Annotated in this window: 17 protein-coding genes; 11 read left to right on the top strand and 6 right to left on the bottom strand. The window is 72.1% G+C overall.

The features are described 5' to 3' along the window. The first annotated feature begins 11 nt into the window (after positions 1-11). Positions 12-734: an alpha/beta fold hydrolase gene (locus QOL88_RS02205; RefSeq protein WP_097214827.1), complete on the top strand. Its 723-nt coding sequence runs from the start codon at positions 12-14 to the stop codon at positions 732-734. On the opposite strand, the gene QOL88_RS02200 is transcribed toward QOL88_RS02205, so the two are convergent. Together QOL88_RS02200 and QOL88_RS02195 are read right to left on the bottom strand one after the other, a co-directional pair. Continuing rightward, complete coding sequence (locus QOL88_RS02200) at positions 706-2,553, bottom strand: alkaline phosphatase family protein (protein ID WP_097214826.1); 1,848 nt, start codon at positions 2,551-2,553, stop codon at positions 706-708. The genes QOL88_RS02205 and QOL88_RS02200 overlap by 29 nt on opposite strands. A 114-nt stretch (positions 2,554-2,667) precedes the next feature. Continuing rightward, entirely contained in the window at positions 2,668-4,287 is a 1,620-nt protein-coding gene (locus QOL88_RS02195; protein WP_097214825.1) for an acyl-CoA synthetase, read from the bottom strand. 175 nt (positions 4,288-4,462) lie between these two features. Here QOL88_RS02195 and QOL88_RS02190 point away from each other — a divergent pair, with 175 nt between their 5' ends. The 8 genes from QOL88_RS02190 (at position 4,463) to QOL88_RS02155 (ending at position 11,302) form a co-directional block, all read left to right on the top strand. Next, entirely contained in the window at positions 4,463-5,263 is an 801-nt protein-coding gene (locus tag QOL88_RS02190) for a crotonase/enoyl-CoA hydratase family protein (protein WP_097214824.1), read from the top strand. Between the two features lie 154 nt (positions 5,264-5,417). Next, a complete protein-coding gene (locus QOL88_RS02185; protein WP_097214823.1) occupies positions 5,418-6,359 on the top strand; it encodes a Zn-ribbon domain-containing OB-fold protein in 942 nt (313 codons plus the stop codon). Then, the gene (locus QOL88_RS02180; RefSeq protein ID WP_097214822.1) at positions 6,356-7,420 is read left to right on the top strand and encodes a thiolase family protein; all 1,065 of its coding nucleotides are present in this window, start codon (positions 6,356-6,358) and stop codon (positions 7,418-7,420) included. The genes QOL88_RS02185 and QOL88_RS02180 overlap by 4 nt, the downstream gene beginning before the upstream one ends. Then, positions 7,417-8,583, top strand: coding sequence for a thiolase family protein (locus tag QOL88_RS02175; protein ID WP_097214821.1), 1,167 nt, complete (start codon positions 7,417-7,419; stop codon positions 8,581-8,583). The genes QOL88_RS02180 and QOL88_RS02175 overlap by 4 nt, the downstream gene beginning before the upstream one ends. Positions 8,584-8,665: 82 nt before the next feature. Continuing rightward, positions 8,666-8,908 (top strand): DUF397 domain-containing protein, encoded by a 243-nt coding sequence (locus QOL88_RS02170; RefSeq protein WP_097214820.1) that lies wholly within the window; start codon positions 8,666-8,668, stop codon positions 8,906-8,908. 161 nt (positions 8,909-9,069) lie between these two features. Then, the gene (locus tag QOL88_RS02165; RefSeq protein WP_097214819.1) at positions 9,070-9,972 is read left to right on the top strand and encodes a universal stress protein; all 903 of its coding nucleotides are present in this window, start codon (positions 9,070-9,072) and stop codon (positions 9,970-9,972) included. Between the two features lie 40 nt (positions 9,973-10,012). Then, on the top strand, positions 10,013-10,687 hold the full coding sequence (locus QOL88_RS02160; protein WP_097214818.1) for a CGNR zinc finger domain-containing protein: 675 nt from the start codon (positions 10,013-10,015) through the stop codon (positions 10,685-10,687). 117 nt (positions 10,688-10,804) lie between these two features. Beyond that, positions 10,805-11,302, top strand: coding sequence for a glycosyltransferase family protein (locus tag QOL88_RS02155; RefSeq protein WP_097222813.1), 498 nt, complete (start codon positions 10,805-10,807; stop codon positions 11,300-11,302). Between the two features lie 71 nt (positions 11,303-11,373). Here the strand turns inward: QOL88_RS02155 and QOL88_RS02150 are convergent, their stop codons facing one another. Further along, entirely contained in the window at positions 11,374-12,513 is a 1,140-nt protein-coding gene (locus QOL88_RS02150; RefSeq protein WP_097214817.1) for an aminoglycoside phosphotransferase family protein, read from the bottom strand. A gap of 233 nt (positions 12,514-12,746) precedes the next feature. On the opposite strand from QOL88_RS02150, the gene QOL88_RS02145 reads away from it, so the two are divergent. Next, positions 12,747-14,240 (top strand): DNA-binding protein NsdB, encoded by a 1,494-nt coding sequence (locus QOL88_RS02145; RefSeq protein WP_097214816.1) that lies wholly within the window; start codon positions 12,747-12,749, stop codon positions 14,238-14,240. Positions 14,241-14,245: 5 nt separating this feature from the next. Here QOL88_RS02145 and QOL88_RS02140 read toward each other — a convergent pair whose 3' ends face one another. From QOL88_RS02140 to QOL88_RS02130, 3 genes are all read right to left on the bottom strand, one after another. Beyond that, positions 14,246-15,652, bottom strand: a complete 1,407-nt coding sequence (locus QOL88_RS02140) for a PP2C family protein-serine/threonine phosphatase (protein ID WP_097214815.1) — start codon at positions 15,650-15,652, stop codon at positions 14,246-14,248. 331 nt (positions 15,653-15,983) lie between these two features. Continuing rightward, entirely contained in the window at positions 15,984-17,078 is a 1,095-nt protein-coding gene (locus tag QOL88_RS02135) for a baeRF3 domain-containing protein (protein ID WP_097214814.1), read from the bottom strand. A 50-nt stretch (positions 17,079-17,128) separates the two neighbouring features. Further along, positions 17,129-18,700: an alpha/beta hydrolase gene (locus QOL88_RS02130; protein WP_097214813.1), complete on the bottom strand. Its 1,572-nt coding sequence runs from the start codon at positions 18,698-18,700 to the stop codon at positions 17,129-17,131. A gap of 256 nt (positions 18,701-18,956) precedes the next feature. On the opposite strand from QOL88_RS02130, the gene QOL88_RS02125 reads away from it, so the two are divergent. Next, a complete protein-coding gene (locus tag QOL88_RS02125; protein ID WP_097214812.1) occupies positions 18,957-19,622 on the top strand; it encodes a chaplin in 666 nt (221 codons plus the stop codon). Positions 19,623-19,626 lie beyond the last annotated feature (4 nt).

Here is a 19,626-nt window from a genome sequence, read left to right as displayed (position 1 = left end):
CCGTGCCCGGCATGGACACAGCACCGCACACCGCGCAGGCGAACGGCATCACGCAGGCCTACCGCGTCTGGGGACCGCCGGACGCGGAGCCCCTCGTCCTGCTGCACGCCCGCGGGGCCGACGGCGCCGACTGGGCGTCGCTCGCCCCGGCTCTGGCCACCGGGCCCGCCGGACCCCGCCGTGTGTACGCGCCCGATCTGCGCGGACACGGCCGGAGCGACTGGCCCGGCGGATACGCGTACGAGACCATGCGTGACGACATCCACGCCCTCCTCGGTGTGCTCGGCGTCGACCGCGCGGACGTCGTGGGCCACTCGCTCGGCGGCGCCGTCGCCTACCTGCTCGCCCAGCGCAGTCCGGGGCTCGTGCGACGGCTCGTCCTGGAGGACGTGCCCGCGCCCTTCCCGCTGGACCCGCCGCGCCCGCCCGCCGAACGGCCCGGCGCGGAGACGCCGTACGACTGGGCGATGATCCTCGCCACCGACGAACAGCGCAACGCACCGAATCCCATGTGGTGGGACCACATGGGCCGGATCACCATGCCCACGCTGCTGATCGGTGGCGGGCCGAGCAGCCCGATCCCGCAGGAGCAGATCGCCGCGTTCGCCGAACTGCTCCCCGACGCACGGCACATCACCCTCGACGCGGGGCATCTCGTGCACGAGACCCGGCCGAAGGAATTCCTCGCAGCCGTGGCGGAGTTCCTCAGCCCTGCGGCCCGTACGCCGTCATGAAGCGGTCGCGGAACGTGTCCATGCCCCACACCGGCGCGTTCCCGGCCGGCTTGAGGCCGTCCGTCCAGCCCCAGTCGGCGACCCGGTCCAGGACCTTCTTGTCGTGGGCGACGATCGTCACCGGCACGTCCTTGCCGGTGTCCCCGGCGGTGACGGTCGGCACCGGCTGGTGGTCGCCGAGGAAGACCAGCACCGTGTCGTCGTCGCCGTAGCGCTCGACCCATTCGGTGAGGCTGCGGATCGAGTACTCGATGGCCTTGCGGTACTCGGCGCGTACCTTCTCCGGGTCCTTCCAGACCTCCGTGGGGTTGGTGCCCTCCTTCTTGATCCGGTGGAACACCGAGCCGTCGCCGAGGTCGTTCCAGTCGATCATGTGGGCGATGGGGGACCAGGGGTTGTGGCTGGAGGCCAGGATGATCTCCGCCATGATCGGCTCGCGGTCCTTCCTGCCGTGCTCCAGCCGCTCGAAGGCCTCCATGCTGAACTGGTCGGGCACGGGGGTCCAGCTGAAGTACGGGCCGTGGTAGCCGAGATGCTCGGAGTCGTAGATGTGGTCGAGGCCGAAGTACTTGCCCTCCGGCCAGGCCCGCCGCACACCCGGCACGACGCCGACGGTCCGCCAGGCCCCGGTCTTGCCGAAGTACTTCGTCAGCGTCATGCGATCGCTCGTGGTCAGACTGCGGTACCGCTGCTGGTTCTTGATCCACAGCCCGGACAGGAACGTCGAGTGGGCCAGCCAGCTGCCCGCGCCCGTCACCGGCGACTGCAGCCAGCCGCTGCGCGACTCGAACCCGGCCGCCTTCAGCCTGGCGGTGCCCTCCTTGAGTACGGCGTCGGTCTGCCGCGCCATCGCCGGGTCGTCGATCGCGGCCCTGCCGTAGCTCTCGATGAAGGTGAACAGGACGTCCTTGCCGCGCAGCCCCGTGAGCAGCTGGTCGGGCGGGGTCTTCGCGAAGGCGTCCACCGAGGCCTGCTTCTCGAAGACCCGGCCGTCCGCGAGCCCCGCACGCACCTGGTCCACCCGGTTGCCCAGGAACTCGGCGTTGCCCTTGGTGGCGACCGGCACGGTGCCGATCTGCACGCCCAGGGTCATGCAGGTGATCCACGCCGTGCCGAGGATCAGGACCGTGCGGCCGGCGACGGGCCGGTGCCGGACCATCAGGTTCGTCAGCCGCACCACCGCGAGCGTCGTGAGGACGAGCAGGGCGACGAACAGGACGATCACGCCGGTCACCGCCAGCACCTGGCCGGTACGGCCGAACGTCTCCCTCAGGAAGTCCGTGCCGTTCTCGATCAGGATCCAGTCCAGGACCAGGTCGAAGGGCCGGGCCAGGATCTGGTAGAAGCCCATGTCGACGAACTTCAGCACCGTGACCAGGCCCAGGAACACGCCCGTGACGACCGCCGTGATGCGCCGGGGCTTCGACGGCAGCGCGAGCAGCAGCCCGGCGAGCAGCACGCCCTCGGCGGGGATGCGGACGAACGACGCGAACTCGATGCGCTCGATCCGGTTCGGCACGAGCAGCGCGAACAGCACCAGGGCACCGGCCAGCACGGTCGTACCGACGGAGACGCCGCGCGCCGTACGGGGATAGCGGCGCCGCCAGCCGAACCAGCCGGGCTTGGTCGCCGGCGACGGCGCGGAAGAGGTGCGCTGTGCCCGAGTGGCGCTCTCCGGGGCATCCGTGGCGGTGCCGTCCTGCGGTTGCGCCGTTCCGGTTTTGCCGCCCTCCGGTTCCGCCGTACCGGTGTCGTCATCCGGTTCCGCCCCGCTCTCGGTCGGGTCCGAAAGCTGACGGGAGCGAGTGAAGAGCGACACTCGGTGGTCCTTCCGTGCGGTCTTGCCTGCATGGCGAACGGAGCTCGGGTGAGCGAGCCCGCCACCACCAGTACGTCCGCACGTCACCTTGGGTTCAACGGTTCGGCCGGAGATTCACCCGTCCGCCGTCGTCGCCACCTCGCGCGCCCATCGGTAGTCCGCCTTGCCGCTCGGCGATCTCCGGATCGACTCGGTGATCACCAGCCGGCGCGGGATCTTGTAGCCGGCGAGCCGGTCGCGGCAGTGGGTCTGTATGTCCTGGAGCGAGGGCGGCGCCGCGCCCGCGCGCAGTTGCACCACGGCCGCCACATGGTGGCCCCACTGGGCGTCCGGCACCCCGGCCACCAGCGCGTCGTAGACGTCCGGGTGGGACTTGAGGGCCTGTTCGACCTCCTCCGGGTACACCTTCTCGCCGCCGGTGTTGATGCACTGCGAGCCACGGCCGAGGACGGTGACCACGCCCTCCCCGTCGACGGTGGCCATGTCGCCGAGCAGCACCCAGCGCTCGCCGTCCTTCTCGAAGAAGGTCGCGGCGGTCTTGGCCGGGTCGTTGTAGTAGCCGAGCGGTACGTGTCCGCACTGGGCGACGCGGCCCACCTCGCCGGCCGCCACCGGCTCGCGGGTGGCCGGGTCGACCACCTGGGTGCGGGCGTTGACCCGCACCCGGAAGCCCCGCTCCGGGCCGGAGTCCTCGGTCGCCGTCCCGTTGAAGCCCGACTCCGAGGAGCCGAAGTTGTTCAGCAGCATGGCGTTCGGCACCAGCTCCTGGAACTGTCTGCGCACCGTGTCCGACATGATCGCGCCGGACGACGACACGCTGAACAGCGACGAGCGGTCGATGTGCCGCAGCGGTCCGCTCAGCGCGTCGATCAGCGGCCGCAGCATCGCGTCGCCCACCAGTGAGATGCTGCTGACCCTCTCCTTCTCCACGGTCCGCAGCACCTCCTCGGGCACGAACTTGCGGTGGATCACCACCCGCTGACCGAAGTTGAAGCCGATGAACGCCGTGAGGGTGGAGGTGCCGTGCATCAGCGGGGCGGTCGGAAAGAAAGTGATCCCCGCGCCGCCGGCCGCGACCCGCTCCGCCAGCTCCTCCGGCTTCTTCACCGGTTCACCGGTCGGGGCACCGCCGCCGAGGCCCGCGAAGAACAGGTCCTCCTGCCGCCACATCACACCCTTGGGCATGCCGGTCGTGCCCCCGGTGTAGATGATGAACTGGTCGTCGGCCGAGCGGGCCGGGAAACCCCGGCCGGGCGCCCCCAGGGCCTCCACCTGTGCGAACTCCACACAGGCGACCTCCGCCGTCCCCGGCGCCGGATCTCCCACCCGGATCAGATGCCGCAGCTTCTCCGCCCGGGGACGCGCCGCCGCCACCCGGTCGGTGAACTCCGCGTCGAAGACCAGCGCCGCCAGATCCGCGTCCCGGTAGAGGTACACCAACTCTTCTTCGACGTAGCGGTAGTTGACGTTGACCGGAACGATCCGCGCCTTCAGGCAGCCCAGCACCGTCTGCAGGTACTCCACGCCGTTGTAGAGGTGGAGCCCGAGGTGCTCGCCGGGCCGTATCCCGCTGTCGAGCAGATGGTGGCTGACGCGGTCGGCCGCCGCGTCGAGCTCCGCGTACGTCAGGCGGCGCTCCGCGCCCGTGCCGGGGTGGTCGGCGTACACCAGCGCCTCACGGCCGGGAACGACGTCGACGACCGACTCGAACAGGTCGGCAAGGTTGTACTCCACCGCTCCTCCTGACCCCGGGCGTGCCTGGTATCGGACGGTTCGCCGGTCATCAGAGCAAAGGGCGGTCCAACTGTGAAGGGCATGCGCGAAAGAATCTGACTGACTGTCAGAAAACCCTTGAAGTGCCACCCGCCCTACTGCAACCTGTTCTCGTTCCATGAGAGGGGAGTTCGCCATGGGTGGGACGGAACACCTCACCGTGCAGCGCGAAGGCGCCACACTGGTGCTCACGCTCAACCGGCCGGAAGCCAGGAACGCGCTCTCACTGCCGATGCTCGTCGGCCTCTACGACGGATGGCTGGAAGCCGACGCGGACGACTCCGTCCGCTCGGTCGTCCTCACCGGCGCGGGCGGCTCGTTCTGCTCCGGCATGGACCTCAAGGCCCTCGCCGGGAACGGCATGGCCGGCGAGGAGTACCGCGACCGGCTCAAGGCCGACCCCGACCTGCACTGGAAGGCGATGCTGCGCCATCACCGCCCGCGCAAGCCGGTGATCGCCGCCGTCGAGGGGTACTGCGTCGCGGGTGGCACCGAGATGCTCCAGGGCACCGACATCCGTGTCGCCGCGGAGTCCGCGACCTTCGGCCTCTTCGAGGTGAAGCGCGGCCTGTTTCCCATCGGCGGCTCCACCGTCCGCCTGCAACGCCAGATCCCGCGCACCCACGCTCTGGAGATGCTCCTCACCGGCCGCCCCTACAGCGCCCGCGAGGCCGCCGCCATCGGCCTGGTCGGCCACGTCGTCCCCGACGGCACCGCCCTGGACAAAGCGCTGGAGATCGCCGAGCAGATCAACGCCTGCGGCCCCCTGGCCGTGGAAGCCGTCAAGGCCTCCGTCTACGCGACCGCCGAGATGACCGAACAGGACGGCCTCGCCGCCGAACTCACCCGCGGCTGGCCGGTCTTCGACACCGCCGACGCCAAGGAGGGCGCCCGCGCCTTCGCGGAGAAGCGACCTCCCGTCTACCGGCGCGCGTAGGCGCCGCGCGACCACCGGTCTGCGAGCGTGCGTGGCGCTGAGCCGGAGGTGGCCGGTTCCGAGCTGCGGGTCGTCGGTGGCCGAGCGCGCAGTTCCCCGCGCCCCTGAGGGGCGCGCCCCCGTGCACGCCGATCACGAAGGAGGCAGGCCCTCGATGTCCGAAGTTCTCAAGGCGCCGCTTGTCGTGGAATTTCCCTTCACCCGCTCCCTCGGGCCCGTTCAGAGTGCCTTCCTGACCGGTCTGCGGGAACGTGTGATCCTCGGGGTGAAGACTCGCGACGGCCGCACCCTCGTCCCGCCCGTCGAGTACGACCCCGTCACCGCCGAGGAACTCCACGACCTGGTCGAAGTGGCCCCGACCGGCACGGTCACCACCTGGGCCTGGAACCCCGCCCCCCGCCGCGGCCAGCCCCTCACCACCCCCTTCGCCTGGGTCCTGGTCCGCCTCGACGGCGCCGACACCGCCCTCCTCCACGCCCTCGACGCCCCCGGCCCCGCCGCCGTGCACACCGGCATGCCGGTCCGCGTCCGCTGGGCCGGCGAACGCACCGGCGCCATCACCGACATCGCCTGCTTCGAGCCCTACGACGGCCGCCGGGCCGAACCGGCGGGCCACACCGGCGAGTTCGAGGACCCCGTCACCGGCATCGTCGCCGCCGCCCGCCTCGACTACACCTACTCGCCCGGCCGCGCCCAGACCGCCTACATCAACGCCCTCTCCGGCCGGCGCACGATGGGCGAGCGCTGCCCGTCCTGCCGCAAGGTGTACGTCCCGCCGAGGGGCGCCTGCCCCACCTGTGGAGTGGCGACATCCGAACAGGTCGAGGTGGGTCCGCGCGGCACCGTGACCACGTTCTGCATCGTCAACATCAAGGCGAAGAATCTCGACATCGAGGTGCCCTACGTCTACGCCCACATCGCCCTCGACGGCGCCGGCCTGGCGCTGCACGGCCGGATCGGCGGCATCCCCTACGACGAGGTCCGCATGGGCCTGCGCGTCGAGCCCGTGTGGACCGACCACGCCCGCTACCCCGACCACTACCGGCCCACCGGCGAACCCGACGCGGACTACGACACCTACAAGGAGCTGCTGTGACGAGCGCACCGCGGGACCGCGAGATCGCCGTCGTCGCCTTCGCCCAGACCGTCCACCGGCGCACCAGCGACGAGCTCTCCGAGGTGGAGATGCTGATGCCGGTGCTGCACGAGGTCCTCGACTCCACCGGCCTGAAGACCGCCGACATCGACTTCACCTGCTCCGGCTCCAGCGACTACCTCGCCGGCCGCGCCTTCTCCTTCACCCTCGCCCTCGACGGCGTCGGCGCCTGGCCCCCGATCTCCGAGTCGCACGTCGAGATGGACGGCGCCTGGGCCCTGTACGAGGCCTGGACGAAACTCCTCACCGGCGACGCCGAGACCGCCCTGGTCTACGCGTACGGCAAGTCCTCGCCCGGCTCCGTCCGCGACGTCCTGACCCGCCAGCTCGACCCCTACTACGTGGCGCCTCTGTGGCCCGACTCCGTGGCCCTCGCCGCCCTCCAGGCACAGGCCCTCATCGACGCCGGCGACACCGACGAACCCGCCCTCGCCGCCGTCGCCTCCCGCAACCGCGCGGCGGCGACCACCAACCCCCACGCACAACTGCGCGGCCCCGTGCCGCAGGGCGACCACCTCGTACAGCCCCTGCGCACCGGCGACTGCCCGCCCATCGGCGACGGCGCCGCCGCCGTGATCCTCGCGGCGGGGGACCGGGCCCGTGAACGGTGCGCACGCCCCGCCTGGATCCGCGGCATCGACCACCGCATCGAGGCCCACGGCCTCGGCGTGCGCGACCTGACCGACTCGCCCTCCACCCGCCTGGCCGCCGAACGGGCCGGAGCCTTCGAACGGCCCGTCGACACCGCCGAACTGCACGCACCCTTCACCGCGCAGGAGATCGTCCTGCGCAAGGCCCTCCGGCTGGGCGAGGACGTGGACGTGAACCCGTCCGGCGGGGCCCTCGCCGCCAACCCGATCATGGCCACCGGCTTGATCCGCATAGGGGAGGCCGCCGCCCGCATCCACCGCGGCGTGTCCGACCGCGCCCTCGCCCACGCCACCTCCGGCCCCTGCCTCCAGCAGAACCTGGTCGCCGTCCTCGAAGGGGAACCCCGATGAGCAAGGAGCCCGTGGCCGTCGTCGGCATCGGCCAGACCAGGCACGTCGCCGCACGCCGGGACGTCTCCCTCGCCGGACTGGTCCGGGAAGCGGCCCGCCGAGCGCTCCGGGACGCCGAGCTGACCTGGGCCGACATCGACGCCGTCGTGATCGGCAAGGCCCCCGACTTCTTCGAGGGCGTCATGATGCCGGAGCTCTACCTCGCCGACGCCCTCGGCGCCGTCGGCAAACCCATGCTCCGCGTGCACACCGCCGGCTCGGTCGGCGGCTCCACCGCCCTCGTCGCGGCGAACCTCGTCGCGGCCCGCGTCCACACCACCGTCCTCACCCTCGCCTTCGAAAAGCAGTCCGAGTCCAACGCCATGTGGGGCCTGTCCCTGCCGATCCCCTTCCAGCAGCCCCTGCTCGCCGGGGCCGGCGGATTCTTCGCACCGCACATCCGCGCCTACATGCGCCGCAGCGGAGCGCCCGAGACGATCGGCGCCCTCGTCGCCTACAAGGACCGCCGCAACGCGCTCAAGAACCCCTACGCCCACCTGCACGAACACGACATCACCCTCGACAAGGTCATGGCCTCGCCCATGCTGTGGGACCCGATCCGCTACTCGGAGACCTGCCCCTCCTCCGACGGCGCCTGCGCCATGATCCTCACCGACCGCGCCGGAGCCGCCCGGGCCCCGCGCCCACCCGCCTGGATGCTCGGCGGCGCGATGCGCAGCGAACCGACCCTCTTCGCCGGCAAGGACTTCGTCTCCCCGCAGGCCGGGCAGGACTGCGCCGCCGACGTCTACCGGCAGGCCGGGATCACCGACCCCCGCCGCGAGATCGACGGCGCGGAGATCTACGTGCCGTTCTCCTGGTACGAGCCCATGTGGCTGGAGAACCTCGGCTTCGCCGGCGAGGGCGAGGGCTGGAAACTCACCGAGGCGGGCGTGACCGAACTCGACGGGGACCTGCCCGTCAACATGTCGGGCGGCGTGCTGTCCACCAACCCCATCGGCGCCTCAGGCATGATCCGCTTCGCGGAAGCCGCCCTCCAGGTGCGCGGGCAGGCCGGAGAACACCAGGTGGACGGGGCTCGCAGGGTCCTCGGACACGCCTACGGCGGCGGATCGCAGTTCTTCTCCATGTGGCTGGTGGGCGACCGGCCCCCGGACTCCTGAAAGGTCCGCCTCACGTGCCCTGTTGGCTGTGGGACACGATCGCTAGGCTGGCCGCGGACGACGAACCGGGAGGAGCACGGACGTGGCCGAGACCACCACCCAGCAGCGCCCGCTCACGGGCTGGGACAAGCCGGAGCTGGACCTCACCAACGCACAGTGGCAGTCCAGCAGCCGAGGGCGGGGGGATGTCCAGATCGCCTTCGTGGAAGGCTTCATCGCCATGCGGAACAGTGGCCGCCCGGAGAGCCCTTCGCTGATCTTCACGCCCGCCGAGTGGGGCGCGTTCGTGTCGGGAGCGCGGGAAGGAGAGTTCGACCTCACCTGAGGGCGGGGGCGTCCCGTTCCGGACAGCCGGGAACCGACGGCCGATCCGGGGGTGTTCCGCCCGCTTTTCCGGACACGCGACCGGAGGCATCTTCCCGGAGCCGCCGCTGAGTCAGGCTGGCCCCCGGGAGGGGACGGTCGAATTCCGGAGGTGAGGACCCCATGAGCACCCTGCCTGTCGTCGCGGCGGTCGACGGTTCGGACGACAGCCTGCGCGCCCTGGAGTGGGCCGTCGACGCCGCTCGCCGGCGCGCGGCACCCCTGCGCGTGGCGCACGTACGCCAGTACGCCCACTGGGTACAGCCCGAGGTGCTCGCCGCCGGGCCCGCGGACCCGCAGGACGACTCCGTCCTCGACCAGGTCCGCGCCCATCTGGAGGGTCGCCCCGACCAGCCGGACACGGAGTACGTGGGCCTGGTGGGCGCGGCCGGCGCGGTCCTGCCCGAGCTGGGCTCCGGCGCCCAGCTGCTGGTGCTCGGCTCCCGGGGCCGCGGCGGCTTCGCCAGCCTGGTGCTCGGCTCGAACAGCATGGCCGCCGCCCGCGACGCCGAGTGCCCGGTCGTCGTGGTGCCCCGGCCCGGGCGCGAGGTCCACGGCGAGGCACCGGGCGGTGCCGGCTCACGCGTGGTCGTCGGCCTGAAGGTGGACGGCCCCGACGAGGCCACGCTCGAGTTCGCCTTCGCCGAGGCCACCCGGCGTGGCGCCCGGCTCCAGGCGGTCGCCGCCTACCCGTGGCCCGCGCAGCCCTGGATGATGCCCGGGGAGATGCCTCCGGCGATCGTCGACCAGGACGTCATCGAGGACGAGACCCGCGTCCTCGCCGACGGCTTCCTCGCCCCGTACCGCGAGCGGCACCCGGACGTTCCGGTCGAGCTGGTCCCGGCGGCGGGCGACGCGGCCGGCCATCTCGTCGCGGCCTCCCGGGACGCCGACCTCGTCGTGGTGGGCCGGCACCGGCGGCGTCTGCTCTCACCCGTCCGCATGATGGGCTCGGTCACCCACGCCGTACTGCTGCACGCCGTCAGCCCCGTCGCCGTGACCCCGCCGTCGCCCGCGGAGGACTGACCCGGCCGTAATGGATACGGTCGGGCCTATCATCAGCCGCATGCGGGAACCGATCAGCAGGGACGCCCGGCTCGCCCTGGACCTGGCCCTCACCCTCCGCCACGACGGCAACGGCGGCGTCACCGACGACCTGACCGACCCGGCAGGCCTGACCGAGTGGGTCAGGGCACACCCCGAGCTCCTGCCGGGCACCGCGACCGACCGGGCCGACGATCACCGCGAGGACTCCGCCACCGGCACGGCACCGCGGTCGGCCGAGGGCGCCGGTGACGGATCCACCGCCGACGCCGCGCGGCTCGCCGCCGTCCTCGAGCTGCGGACCGCCGTCCGCGCGCTCTTCGCCCGGGCCGTCCGCCCCGGTGAACCGAGCCCCGCGGACGCGGCCCGGCTCATGCCCTTCGAGAAAGCGGTGCGGCACCTGAACGAGGCGGCGGCCCGCACCCCGATCGTGCCGGTCCTGGACTGGCCCGAAGGTGCCACCCCGCTCGTTCGCCACACACCCGTCCGAACCGCCGACGACCTGACCGCGGCCCTCGCCCGCGCCGTGATCGCGTTCCTGGCCGGCCCCGACCGTGACCGGCTGCGGGCCTGCCACGCGCCGCGCTGCGTGCGGTACTTCCTCAAGGAGCACCCGCGCCAGGAGTGGTGCAAGCCCTCCTGCGGCAACCGCGCCCGGGTGGCCCGCCACCACCAGCGGCACAAGACGACGGCGTAGACCCGGCCGGTACCGTCCAAGCGGCCCGACACCACCCCGCCACAGGACGACAACCCGGCCCACCCGGTCCGCCGCCCGCCCCGCACGTCGCAGGCCGGGCCACGTACCATGGGCGACATGTCGTTCCTCCGCCGCCGCAGCGCCACTCCCGCCGGGCCCGACTTCGACGTACTGGCCATGGACCCGGGCGACTGGCCCGGCAACCTCGGTGCGGGACTGCTGCCCGCGCCCGACGGCACCTGCCAGGGCGTCTTCCTGCGCTACGACCTGTTCGGCGGCCGAGGCCCCGCGATGATCATCGGCAATCTGCCGGAGGGCTCCCCGGCCCGCGAGGTCGAAGAGGGCCAGGTCCCCTTCGAGGTGGCCCAGCTGCTGCTGGCTCTGGAGAACGACGAGGAGGTCACCGTCGTCAGCACCGAGGACGCACCGGTGATGCAGGGCGACAACCTTCTGATCGTGCGCCGCGTCAAGCTCTCCGAGAGCCGGATCTCCTGCGTGCAGTTCGACCGCAGCGACAACGTCCTGGTGACCATCGCCGCCTGGGACCGTCCCATCACGGACGACCTCTACGCCCTCCTCAAACCTCTCCCGGCGGAACTCTTCCAGCAGGGCTGAGCCGGAACCGAATCCCACACGGAAGGGCCGCTGGACACCAGGTCAGGTGTCCAGCGGCCCTTCCGTCCCCGTCAGCGAGTGCCGACCGCCGCGCGCACGGCGCGCCGGGCCAACTGGCAGTCGTCGTGCAGCCGCCGCAGCAGCAGCCTCTGCTCCTCGCCGGTCGGCGCAGCACCCGGGTGGGCCGTGCCCGGTGCCGCCGGGGTCGCGTCGTGCATCGAACGTTGCACGGCCGTCTCGTAGGTACGGATCTCACGGGTCAGCACCAGCATCAGGTTCACCAGGAAGGCATCCCTGGACGCCGGCCCCGCCGACTGCGCGATCTGGCTGATCTGACGACGAGCGACCGGTGCGTCCCCGAGCACCGACCACAGCGTCGCCAGGTCGTAACCCGGCAGGTACCAGCCCGCATGCTCCCAATCCACCAGCACTGGACCGGCCGGTGACAGGAGAATGTTCGACAACAGCGCGTCGCCGTGGCAGAACTGGCCCATGCCCTGCCGCCCGGCCGCCAGTGCGATGCCGTGCAGCAGCTTCTGCAGGTCGCCCAGGTCCCGGTCGGTGAGCAGGCCCAGCTCGTGGTACCGGGAGATCCGGGCCGCGTAGTCGAGCGGGGCGTCGAACGTGCCAGCCGGCGGCCGCCAGGCGTTGAGCCGGCAGATCGCGCCGAGTGCCGCTCTGATGTCCGCCCGGGGTGGCGCCTCGGCCGGGTGCCGCTGGAGCGCCGCCACCCGGCCGGGCATCCGCTCGATCACCAGGGTGCAGTTGTCCGGGTCCGCCGCGATCAGTCTCGGCGCCCGCACGGGTGGGCGGTGCCGGACGAACGAGCGGTATGCCGCTATCTCGTGGCGGATCCGCTCGGACCAGGCGGGGGAGTGGTCCAGTAAACACTTGGCGACAGCCGTGCTGCGACCGGTCGTGCCGACCAGGAGCACGGACCGTCCGTTGCGGCGCAGGACCTGCACCGGGGCGAACTCCGGGCAGATGCGGTGCACGGACGCGATCGCCGTGCGCAGCTGCGCGCCCTGGGGGCCGGACAAGTCGAGTCTCCCGCTGAGCGGTTGGGTGCCGAGGACCGCGCCGCGCCGAGCCCTGCCCGCACCGAGCACGGGGGCCGCCGGCCGCGCGGGGGCGAGGTAGGGGCCGCTGTCCGTGGGACGCGGGTGCAGCGACCGGGGCGGTGCGGACACGGAGGACGATGCTGCGTACATGGGCGAAACAGATCCCTTCGTGTGCCTGCGACGACAGCGCACCCACCCGGCCCGGACGCCCGGGGAAACCCTGGGGAGTGTCCCCGGCGGCCGGGTCGGGGTGGCGCTTTCCTACCTGACACCGGATGGCCCGTGGCACACCATCTGGCGCACCCTGGCGAACCCTGGCGAATAGTCGCCCGGCAAGTCTCCCCGGGCTACTGTCAACTCAGCCGAGAACCTGGGGGCTTGATGTGAGCGGACAACCCAACACCCGGCTCGCGGACCTGTTCGGCCTGGCCGGCTGGTCCAAGGGCGAACTCGCGAGGCTGGTCAACCGGCAGGCGGCGGCCATGGGCCATCCCCAGCTGTCGACCGACACCTCCAGGGTGCGGCGGTGGATCGACACGGGAGAGATCCCGCGCGATCCGGTGCCGCGGGTGCTGGCGGCTCTGTTCACCGAGCGTCTCGGCCGTGTCGTGACCATCGAGGACCTCGGTCTGGTCCGGCACGGGCGTGCGGGGAAACGGCAGGGCGGCGGGAGCGCCGATGCTCCCGACGGTGTGCCGTGGGCGCCCGAGCGGACTGCTGCGGTCCTCACCGAATTCACGGGAATGGACCTCATGCTCAACCGACGCGGCTTGGTGGGCGCGGGCGCCGCGCTCGCCGCGGGATCCGCACTCAGCAGCGCCATGTACGACTGGCTGCACTCCGACCCTTCTCTGGCTGCCGACGCCCCCGACCTCGACCATCCCCTGCACGCCGACCCCGCTGGGTTCGACCGTTACGAGGCCACCCCCATCGGGTCGCAGGAGATCGAGGAACTGGAGCGCTCGGTCGAGGTGTTCCGCGCCTGGGACGCGGCCCGCGGCGGCGGGCTCCAGCGCAAGGCCGTGGTGGGCCAGCTCAACGAGGTGGGCGGCATGCTCGCCTACCACCACCCACCCCATCTCCAGCGGCGCCTGTGGGGCGTCGCCGCCAACCTCGCCGTCCTCGCGGGCTGGATGTCGCACGACGTCGGCCTGGAGCCCACGGCCCAGAAGTACTTCGTCATCGCCGCGCACGCGGCCAGGGAGGGCGGGGACCGGCCCCGCGCGGGCGAGGCACTCTCCCGCGCGGCCCGCCAGATGGTGCACCTGGGCCGGCCGGACGACGCCCTGGACCTGATGAAGCTCGCCACCTCCGGCTCCGGTGACGAGGTGCTGCCCCGCACCCGGGCGATGCTCTACACCATCGAGGCCTGGGCCGAGGCCTCCATGGGCAAGGGCCAGGCGATGCGCCGCACACTCGGGCGGGCGGAGGACCTGTTCGTCTCCGACAAGGCCGACGTGCCGCCGCCGGACTGGATGCAGACCTTCAAGGAGGAGGACCTCTACGGCATGCAGGCCCTGGCCTACCGCACGCTCGCCGAGTTCGAGCCGGGCGCGGCCGCCCATGCCCAGCACTACGCGGAGAAGGCCCTCGCCCTGCGGGTCGACGGCCGGCAGCGGTCGAAGATCTTCGACTACCTGTCGATGGCGTCGGCCTGCTTCATCGCCGACGACCCCGAACAGGCGGACCGGTACGCGCGACTGGCCCTGGTGTCGATGGGATCCAACTCCTCCCACCGCACCTGGGACCGGCTCCGCCAGATGTACCGGCTCACCGCGGAGTACTCCGGTTACCCGAAGATCCAGGAGCTGAGGGAGGAGATCAAGCTCGCCCTGCCGAAGACGAAGGGCAGGGGCGGCAACCGCGCACAGGCCTGAGATTCCTAAGACATGACCCTGGCGGCGAGCACACAGGCGTTGTCCTCGCGCTCGCTCGCGCCGAACTCCTCGACCACGGTCTGTACGCAGTCCTCCGCGGTGCGGTTCCCGGCCAGGCGTGGTGCCAGGCCGAGGAGGAGGTTCGCGGCCGCCGACCCGGTGTGCCCGGGCACCAGCCCGTCGGTGTGCAGGAGCAGCAGGTCGCCCGCCTGGAGCGTCTCTTCGGCCTGCCCGTAGGCGGCGCCCGAGGTGGCGCCGAGCAGGACGCCGTCCGGTGCGTTCAGCGCGCGCCCCGTCCCGTCGCGGAACAGCAGCGGGGCGGGGTGTCCGGCCTGCGCCCACACCAGGGTGCGGGTGGCGGGCCGGTAGCGGCAGCAGACGGCGCTGCCCAGGGCGGGTTGCACGGTGGCGTCGAGTAACTGGTTCAGCCAGGCCATCAACTGCCCCGGCTGGGCACCGGCCATGGCCATGCCGCGCACGGCACCGAGCAGCATGGTCATGTTCGACGTGACGCCGACCCCCTGGCCGGTGAGATCACCGACGCTGAGGAGCGTTTCGCCGTCGGTCAGTTCGAGCGCGTCGTACCAGTCGCCGCCGATCATCGTCTGCGCGGACGCCGGCAGGTGCCGGGACGCGAGGTCGAGGGTCCTGGGTCCTCGGTGCGGGAGTCGCAGGGAGCCGCGCCACGGCGGCAGCACGGCCTCCTGCAGCTCGACCGCGAGCCGGTGCTCGCTCCGTGCGGCCTCCTGCCGGTGGTGGAGCGAGTCACGGGTCTCGCTCACCACCCGCTGGCTGCGGCGCAGTTCGCTGACGTCGCGCAGCACGGCCCACATCGAGGCGGTGCTGCCGTCGGTGTCGAGCACCGGTTCGCCCATCATGTGCACGGTCCGTACGGCGCCGCACCGGCGGGCGATGCGGAACTCGCCGTCGATGGGACGGGCGTCGACGAGGCAGTTGGTGACCATCGCCGTCAACTTCGGCCGGTCCTCGTCCACCACCAGTGACGGCAGTTCGTCGAGGGTGAGCGGGGGAGCGGCCGGGTCGCGGCCCAGGATCTGGTAGAGCTCCCCGGACCAATTGGCCTCGTCCGTCAGCAGGTTCCACTCGGCGCTGCCGACCCGGCTGAGCAGGGAGCCCTGTGAGGGGGCGGGAGGTTCCGGGGCCGCCGTGGGCAGGGGGCCGTCCCGCAGCTGGGCCAGGTGCTCGTCGAGGTCGCTGAGCTGGTGCAGGGCGAGGTCGTACAGGGCGCGCTGCCAGCGTTCGCGCGGTGGGTCCGAACCTTCTCCCACGGCGCCGCGACGCACCGCGTCCACGTCGCCCTTGAGCCGCCGCGTCTGCGATATGAGCGCGTCGACCGAGCCCCGTCCGGGCGGCTGGGCGGCTGGACGGTCCGCGGAGAGGGGGGACGGCATGACGCACTCCGATGCGGGGACGGTACGACCAAGGCGGACGGAGGGACCGTTACGACTGTTGCACAGCCCGCGACGCCCTGTAAGGGATTCGGCGACACACGATACGGTGGTGCTTCTGGCATATGCCACCGTCTCGCGGAGTTACTCCGAGGTAGGTGCGGAGTGCGCCACCCGGAGATCCAAGTCGTAGATTACACAGGGCATTTGACGATCCGTCGGGACGGCGGCGCAGGGCTGCTCCGGGTGTTCGACGACCCTGTGTTCGAGCCTCGTTGCGCAGGGGGCTCCAGGGCCGCCGTGTGCCACCCGGGGATGCCGGCCGCTGCTCCGGTCAGTACCGCAGTACCCCGGCCATGCCGTCCGCCTCCCCGAGGGTGCCGTCCGGTACGAAGCGGACGTCGGCGCCCGTCTCCAGGCACTGCTCGACGATCTCGTCCACGATGTCCTCGCGGGAGTCGAGGTCGCCGCTCTCGGCGAGGATCAGATGGTCCCCGGCGTCGCGGACCGTCACGCGGTAGTTCTCCTCGACGGCCAGCAGCCGGACGCGGCCGTCCCGGGCGCTCTGCCACAGCTCGTCGACACCGGCGGCGAACTCCCGCCGCCCGCGCGCCGTTTCAAGGGCGTGGGTCACGGCGTCCGTGCTCCTGCGGGCCTCCGCCTCGACGACCGGGCGCACGGCCTGCCACACGACCTCGGGGGTCCCGTGCGCGAGTCCGCCGTGCGGGATGTGCACGGCGCTGCGGGCGGTGCCGCCGACCTCGCCCAGCAGGGAGAGGGCGGCCGGTTCACCGGTGACGTACAGCTTTCTGGGGTGGTCGCGCAGTACGGCGTTCATCGCGGTGTCGGCCTCGCGGAGGAACTGGCGGGTGCGTTCCTCACGGAAAGCGCTCGGGGTGTCGCCGATCCGCTGTTGCCGCTCCGGGTCGAAGTTCTCCACGCGCCGGTTCAGCGGGAAGCCGCCGACGCGGGCCTCGGTGACCCGGTCGACGCCGCCGTTCCACAGGGTGGCGCGGTCCGCGGCGAGCGACAGGACCCAGATGGGGCGTCCGGCCGTCTGCGCGGACACCAGGTTGCGGGTGAGGAAGGTGTCCGAGAGCACCACGCGTTCGGGTACGGGCCTGGCCAGTGACCACACCTGGTGTTCGCCCGGGGCGGCGAAGATCGCCAGACCGTCCTCGGCGTGGGTCAGGTCGACCTCGGACAGGGCCCGGTCGAGGTGTCCGGCGACCTCGGTGCGTCGCTCGCGGGTGACGGCCGGGTCGGCCTCCAGCTGCCTCTTCGCCTCGGCCACCACGTTGCGCAGCCGGACCTGGTCCTGGGTGTGGTAGGGATCGCGCCGGTGTGTCGGCGTCAGCACGGAGACCGCGGGGTAGGGGCGCGGGCGCCGCAGCTCGGCAAGGGTCGCGGGACTCAGAACGCTCTCCATGACAGAACGATAGAGCGAATTCACCATGAGGGCATTTGGGGCAATCGATCTCACTCGTCGTCGCGGTCGGAGCCGCAGGAACTGCCGTCCGGCGGGAGCGTTCCGTACAGCAGGAACGCGTCGACCTTGCTGTGCACGCACTTGGACGAGCCGTAGCCGGTGTGGCCCTCGCCCCGGTTGTCGAGCACCACGGCCGACGAGCCGAGCCGCTCGGCGGTCTCCACCGTCCAGCGGTACGGCGTGGCCGGGTCGCCCCGGGTGCCGACGAGCAGCATCCTCGGGGTGTCGACGTCCTTGACGTCGTCGCGGATGTAGTCGGTGCCCTTGGGGCGGCCGTAGCACATCAGCACCTGGGTGAGCCGGTAGCGGCCGAAGACCGGTGACGCCTGCTCGTAGCGGGCGCGCAGCCGGCCGAGGTCCTCGGTGACCTGCGCGGCGGCGGGGCGGTCGGGATCGTCCGCGCAGTTGACCGCCATCAGCGCCGCCGGCAGGTTGTCGAGGGGCACGTCCGCCGGGTCGGTGAGTCCGGCGTGCGGGCCGCGCCGCGACGGGACGGTGAAGCCCCCGGACAGGAACGTCTCCAGGCCGCGCGTGTCGCCGTCCTCGAGCAGCTGGCCGATGGCCCGCTGCAGCGAAGGCCACAGCTCCCTGCTGTAGAGGCCCTGCCCGAGGGCGCCCGCGAAGTCCTGGCCGGTGAACGCCTCGCCGAAGTCGGTCGGCAGCGGGTCCTTGTCGAGCGACTCGACCACCTCGACGACGTGTTCCCGGGCTTCTCGCGGATTGCGTCCGAACGGGCAGGCGATGTCCTCGGTGCACCAGGTCAGGAAGCTCTCCAGGGCGGTCTGCTGCCCCTGGGCGCTCACCACGCCCTGGTCGGCCAGCGGCTCGGTCAGCGTGTCGACGCCGTCCAGCACCATCCTGCCGACGTTCTCGGGGTACTGGGCCGCGTACACCGCGCCGAGCCGGCTCCCGTAGGAGAAGCCCAGGTAGTTGAGCTTGTCGTCGCCGAGCGCGTCCCGCATGACGTCCAGGTCGCGGGCGGCGTTGACCGTGCCGATGTGGGGCAGGACCGGGCCCGAGTGCTCGGTGCACTCGGTGGCCGCCGCCCGCAGCTCTTCGAGCACGGCCTGGGGGTCGGTCACGTCGGCGTTGCCGTCCGTCGCGTTCAGGGCGTTGTCCGAGGCGTTTCCGCAGCTGACGGGCGAGGAGCGGCCGACGCCGCGGGGGTCGAAGGAGACGACGTCGTAGCCGTTCGTCAGGCCCATGAAGTCCTTGCCGCCCATGGCGAGTTGGGTCACCCCCTGGCCGCCGGGGCCGCCGAAGTTCAGCAGGAGCGAGCCTCGGGACGTGCCGGTGGCCCGGTAGCGGGCGACGGCGATGTCGAGGGCGCCCTTGCCCGGCTTGGCGTAGTCGAGCGGGACGGTGACCTTCCCGCACTGGAGGTCCTTGGGCATGTCCGTGCCCGGGCATCTCGACCAGGTGACCTTCTGGTCGTAGAAGCGGGTGAGGCCGGGCGGTGGGTCGTCGGCGGCCGGCAGTGCCGTGCCCAGCAGGGCCAGCCCGGCCGTGCCGGTGACCGCGCAGCGCCGTATCGAGGGGCGCGTGGACAGCTTGGCCAGCATCGGTGCCTCCAGGGACGCGGGGCGCCCCGCAGCGGACCGGGATCGGCGCCCTCGCTCACCATAAGCGGGCCCCGGAAGCCGCGCCTCCGGGCGGGCGGGGCTCCCGGGGCCCGCATACGAAGGGCTTTACCGCTAGTTCGACAACCGGGCCGCTCGATGGAGTGAAAGGCGGATAAGCCATAACTCGCACCGGATCCCCCGCGTTCTATCCGGTGCGGGTGAGCGCCCGCGACGATGTCTGGAAGGCAGGGGTCCCATGAGACGGGTTACCCGAAACGGAGTGATCGCCGTCGCCGCAGCCTCGGGCGCGATGGCCGTGACCGTCCCCGCGTACGCCGCCTCCGGTGCGGACGGCGCGACGGCCGGTTCGCCCGGGGTAGTCTCCGGCAACACCGTCCAGCTGCCGGTGCACGCTCCGGTGAACGTGTGCGGCAACACCGTGAACGTGGTGGGGCTCCTGAACCCCGCCGCCGGCAACAGCTGCGCGAACCAGGACGACGGGCGGGGCGGACGGCCGGGCCGGTCCGGCGGCGCGGTCGCCGAGAGCGGCGGAACGGATTCACCGGGCGTGATCTCCGGCAACGGCGTTCAGCTTCCGGTCGACGTCCCGGTCAACGTCACGGGCAACTCGGTGAACGTGGTCGGCATCGGCAACGCGTCGACCGGCAACGCGTCCTCGAACACGCCCGGCGACCAGCGCCCCGTGCGCCCCCAGCACCCGCCGAAGCCGGTCCCGAAGCCGACCCCGCCACCCCGGCCGAACCCGGCCCCGGAACCCGCCCCGCGCACCGTCCCGCACGCCAGGGGCGCCTTGGCGCACACGGGCACGGACCACACCCTCCAGGGCGTCGCGGCGAGCGCGGCGCTGGTCGCCGGGGGAGTGGTGCTGCGCCGGAGGTTCCGTCCCGGGTCGGACGGCTGACCAG

Source organism: Streptomyces sp. Ag82_O1-12 (genome assembly GCF_900182715.1).
GTDB classification, from domain to species: domain Bacteria; phylum Actinomycetota; class Actinomycetes; order Streptomycetales; family Streptomycetaceae; genus Streptomyces; species Streptomyces massasporeus.
This window is presented reverse-complemented; position numbering and strand designations above follow the sequence as displayed.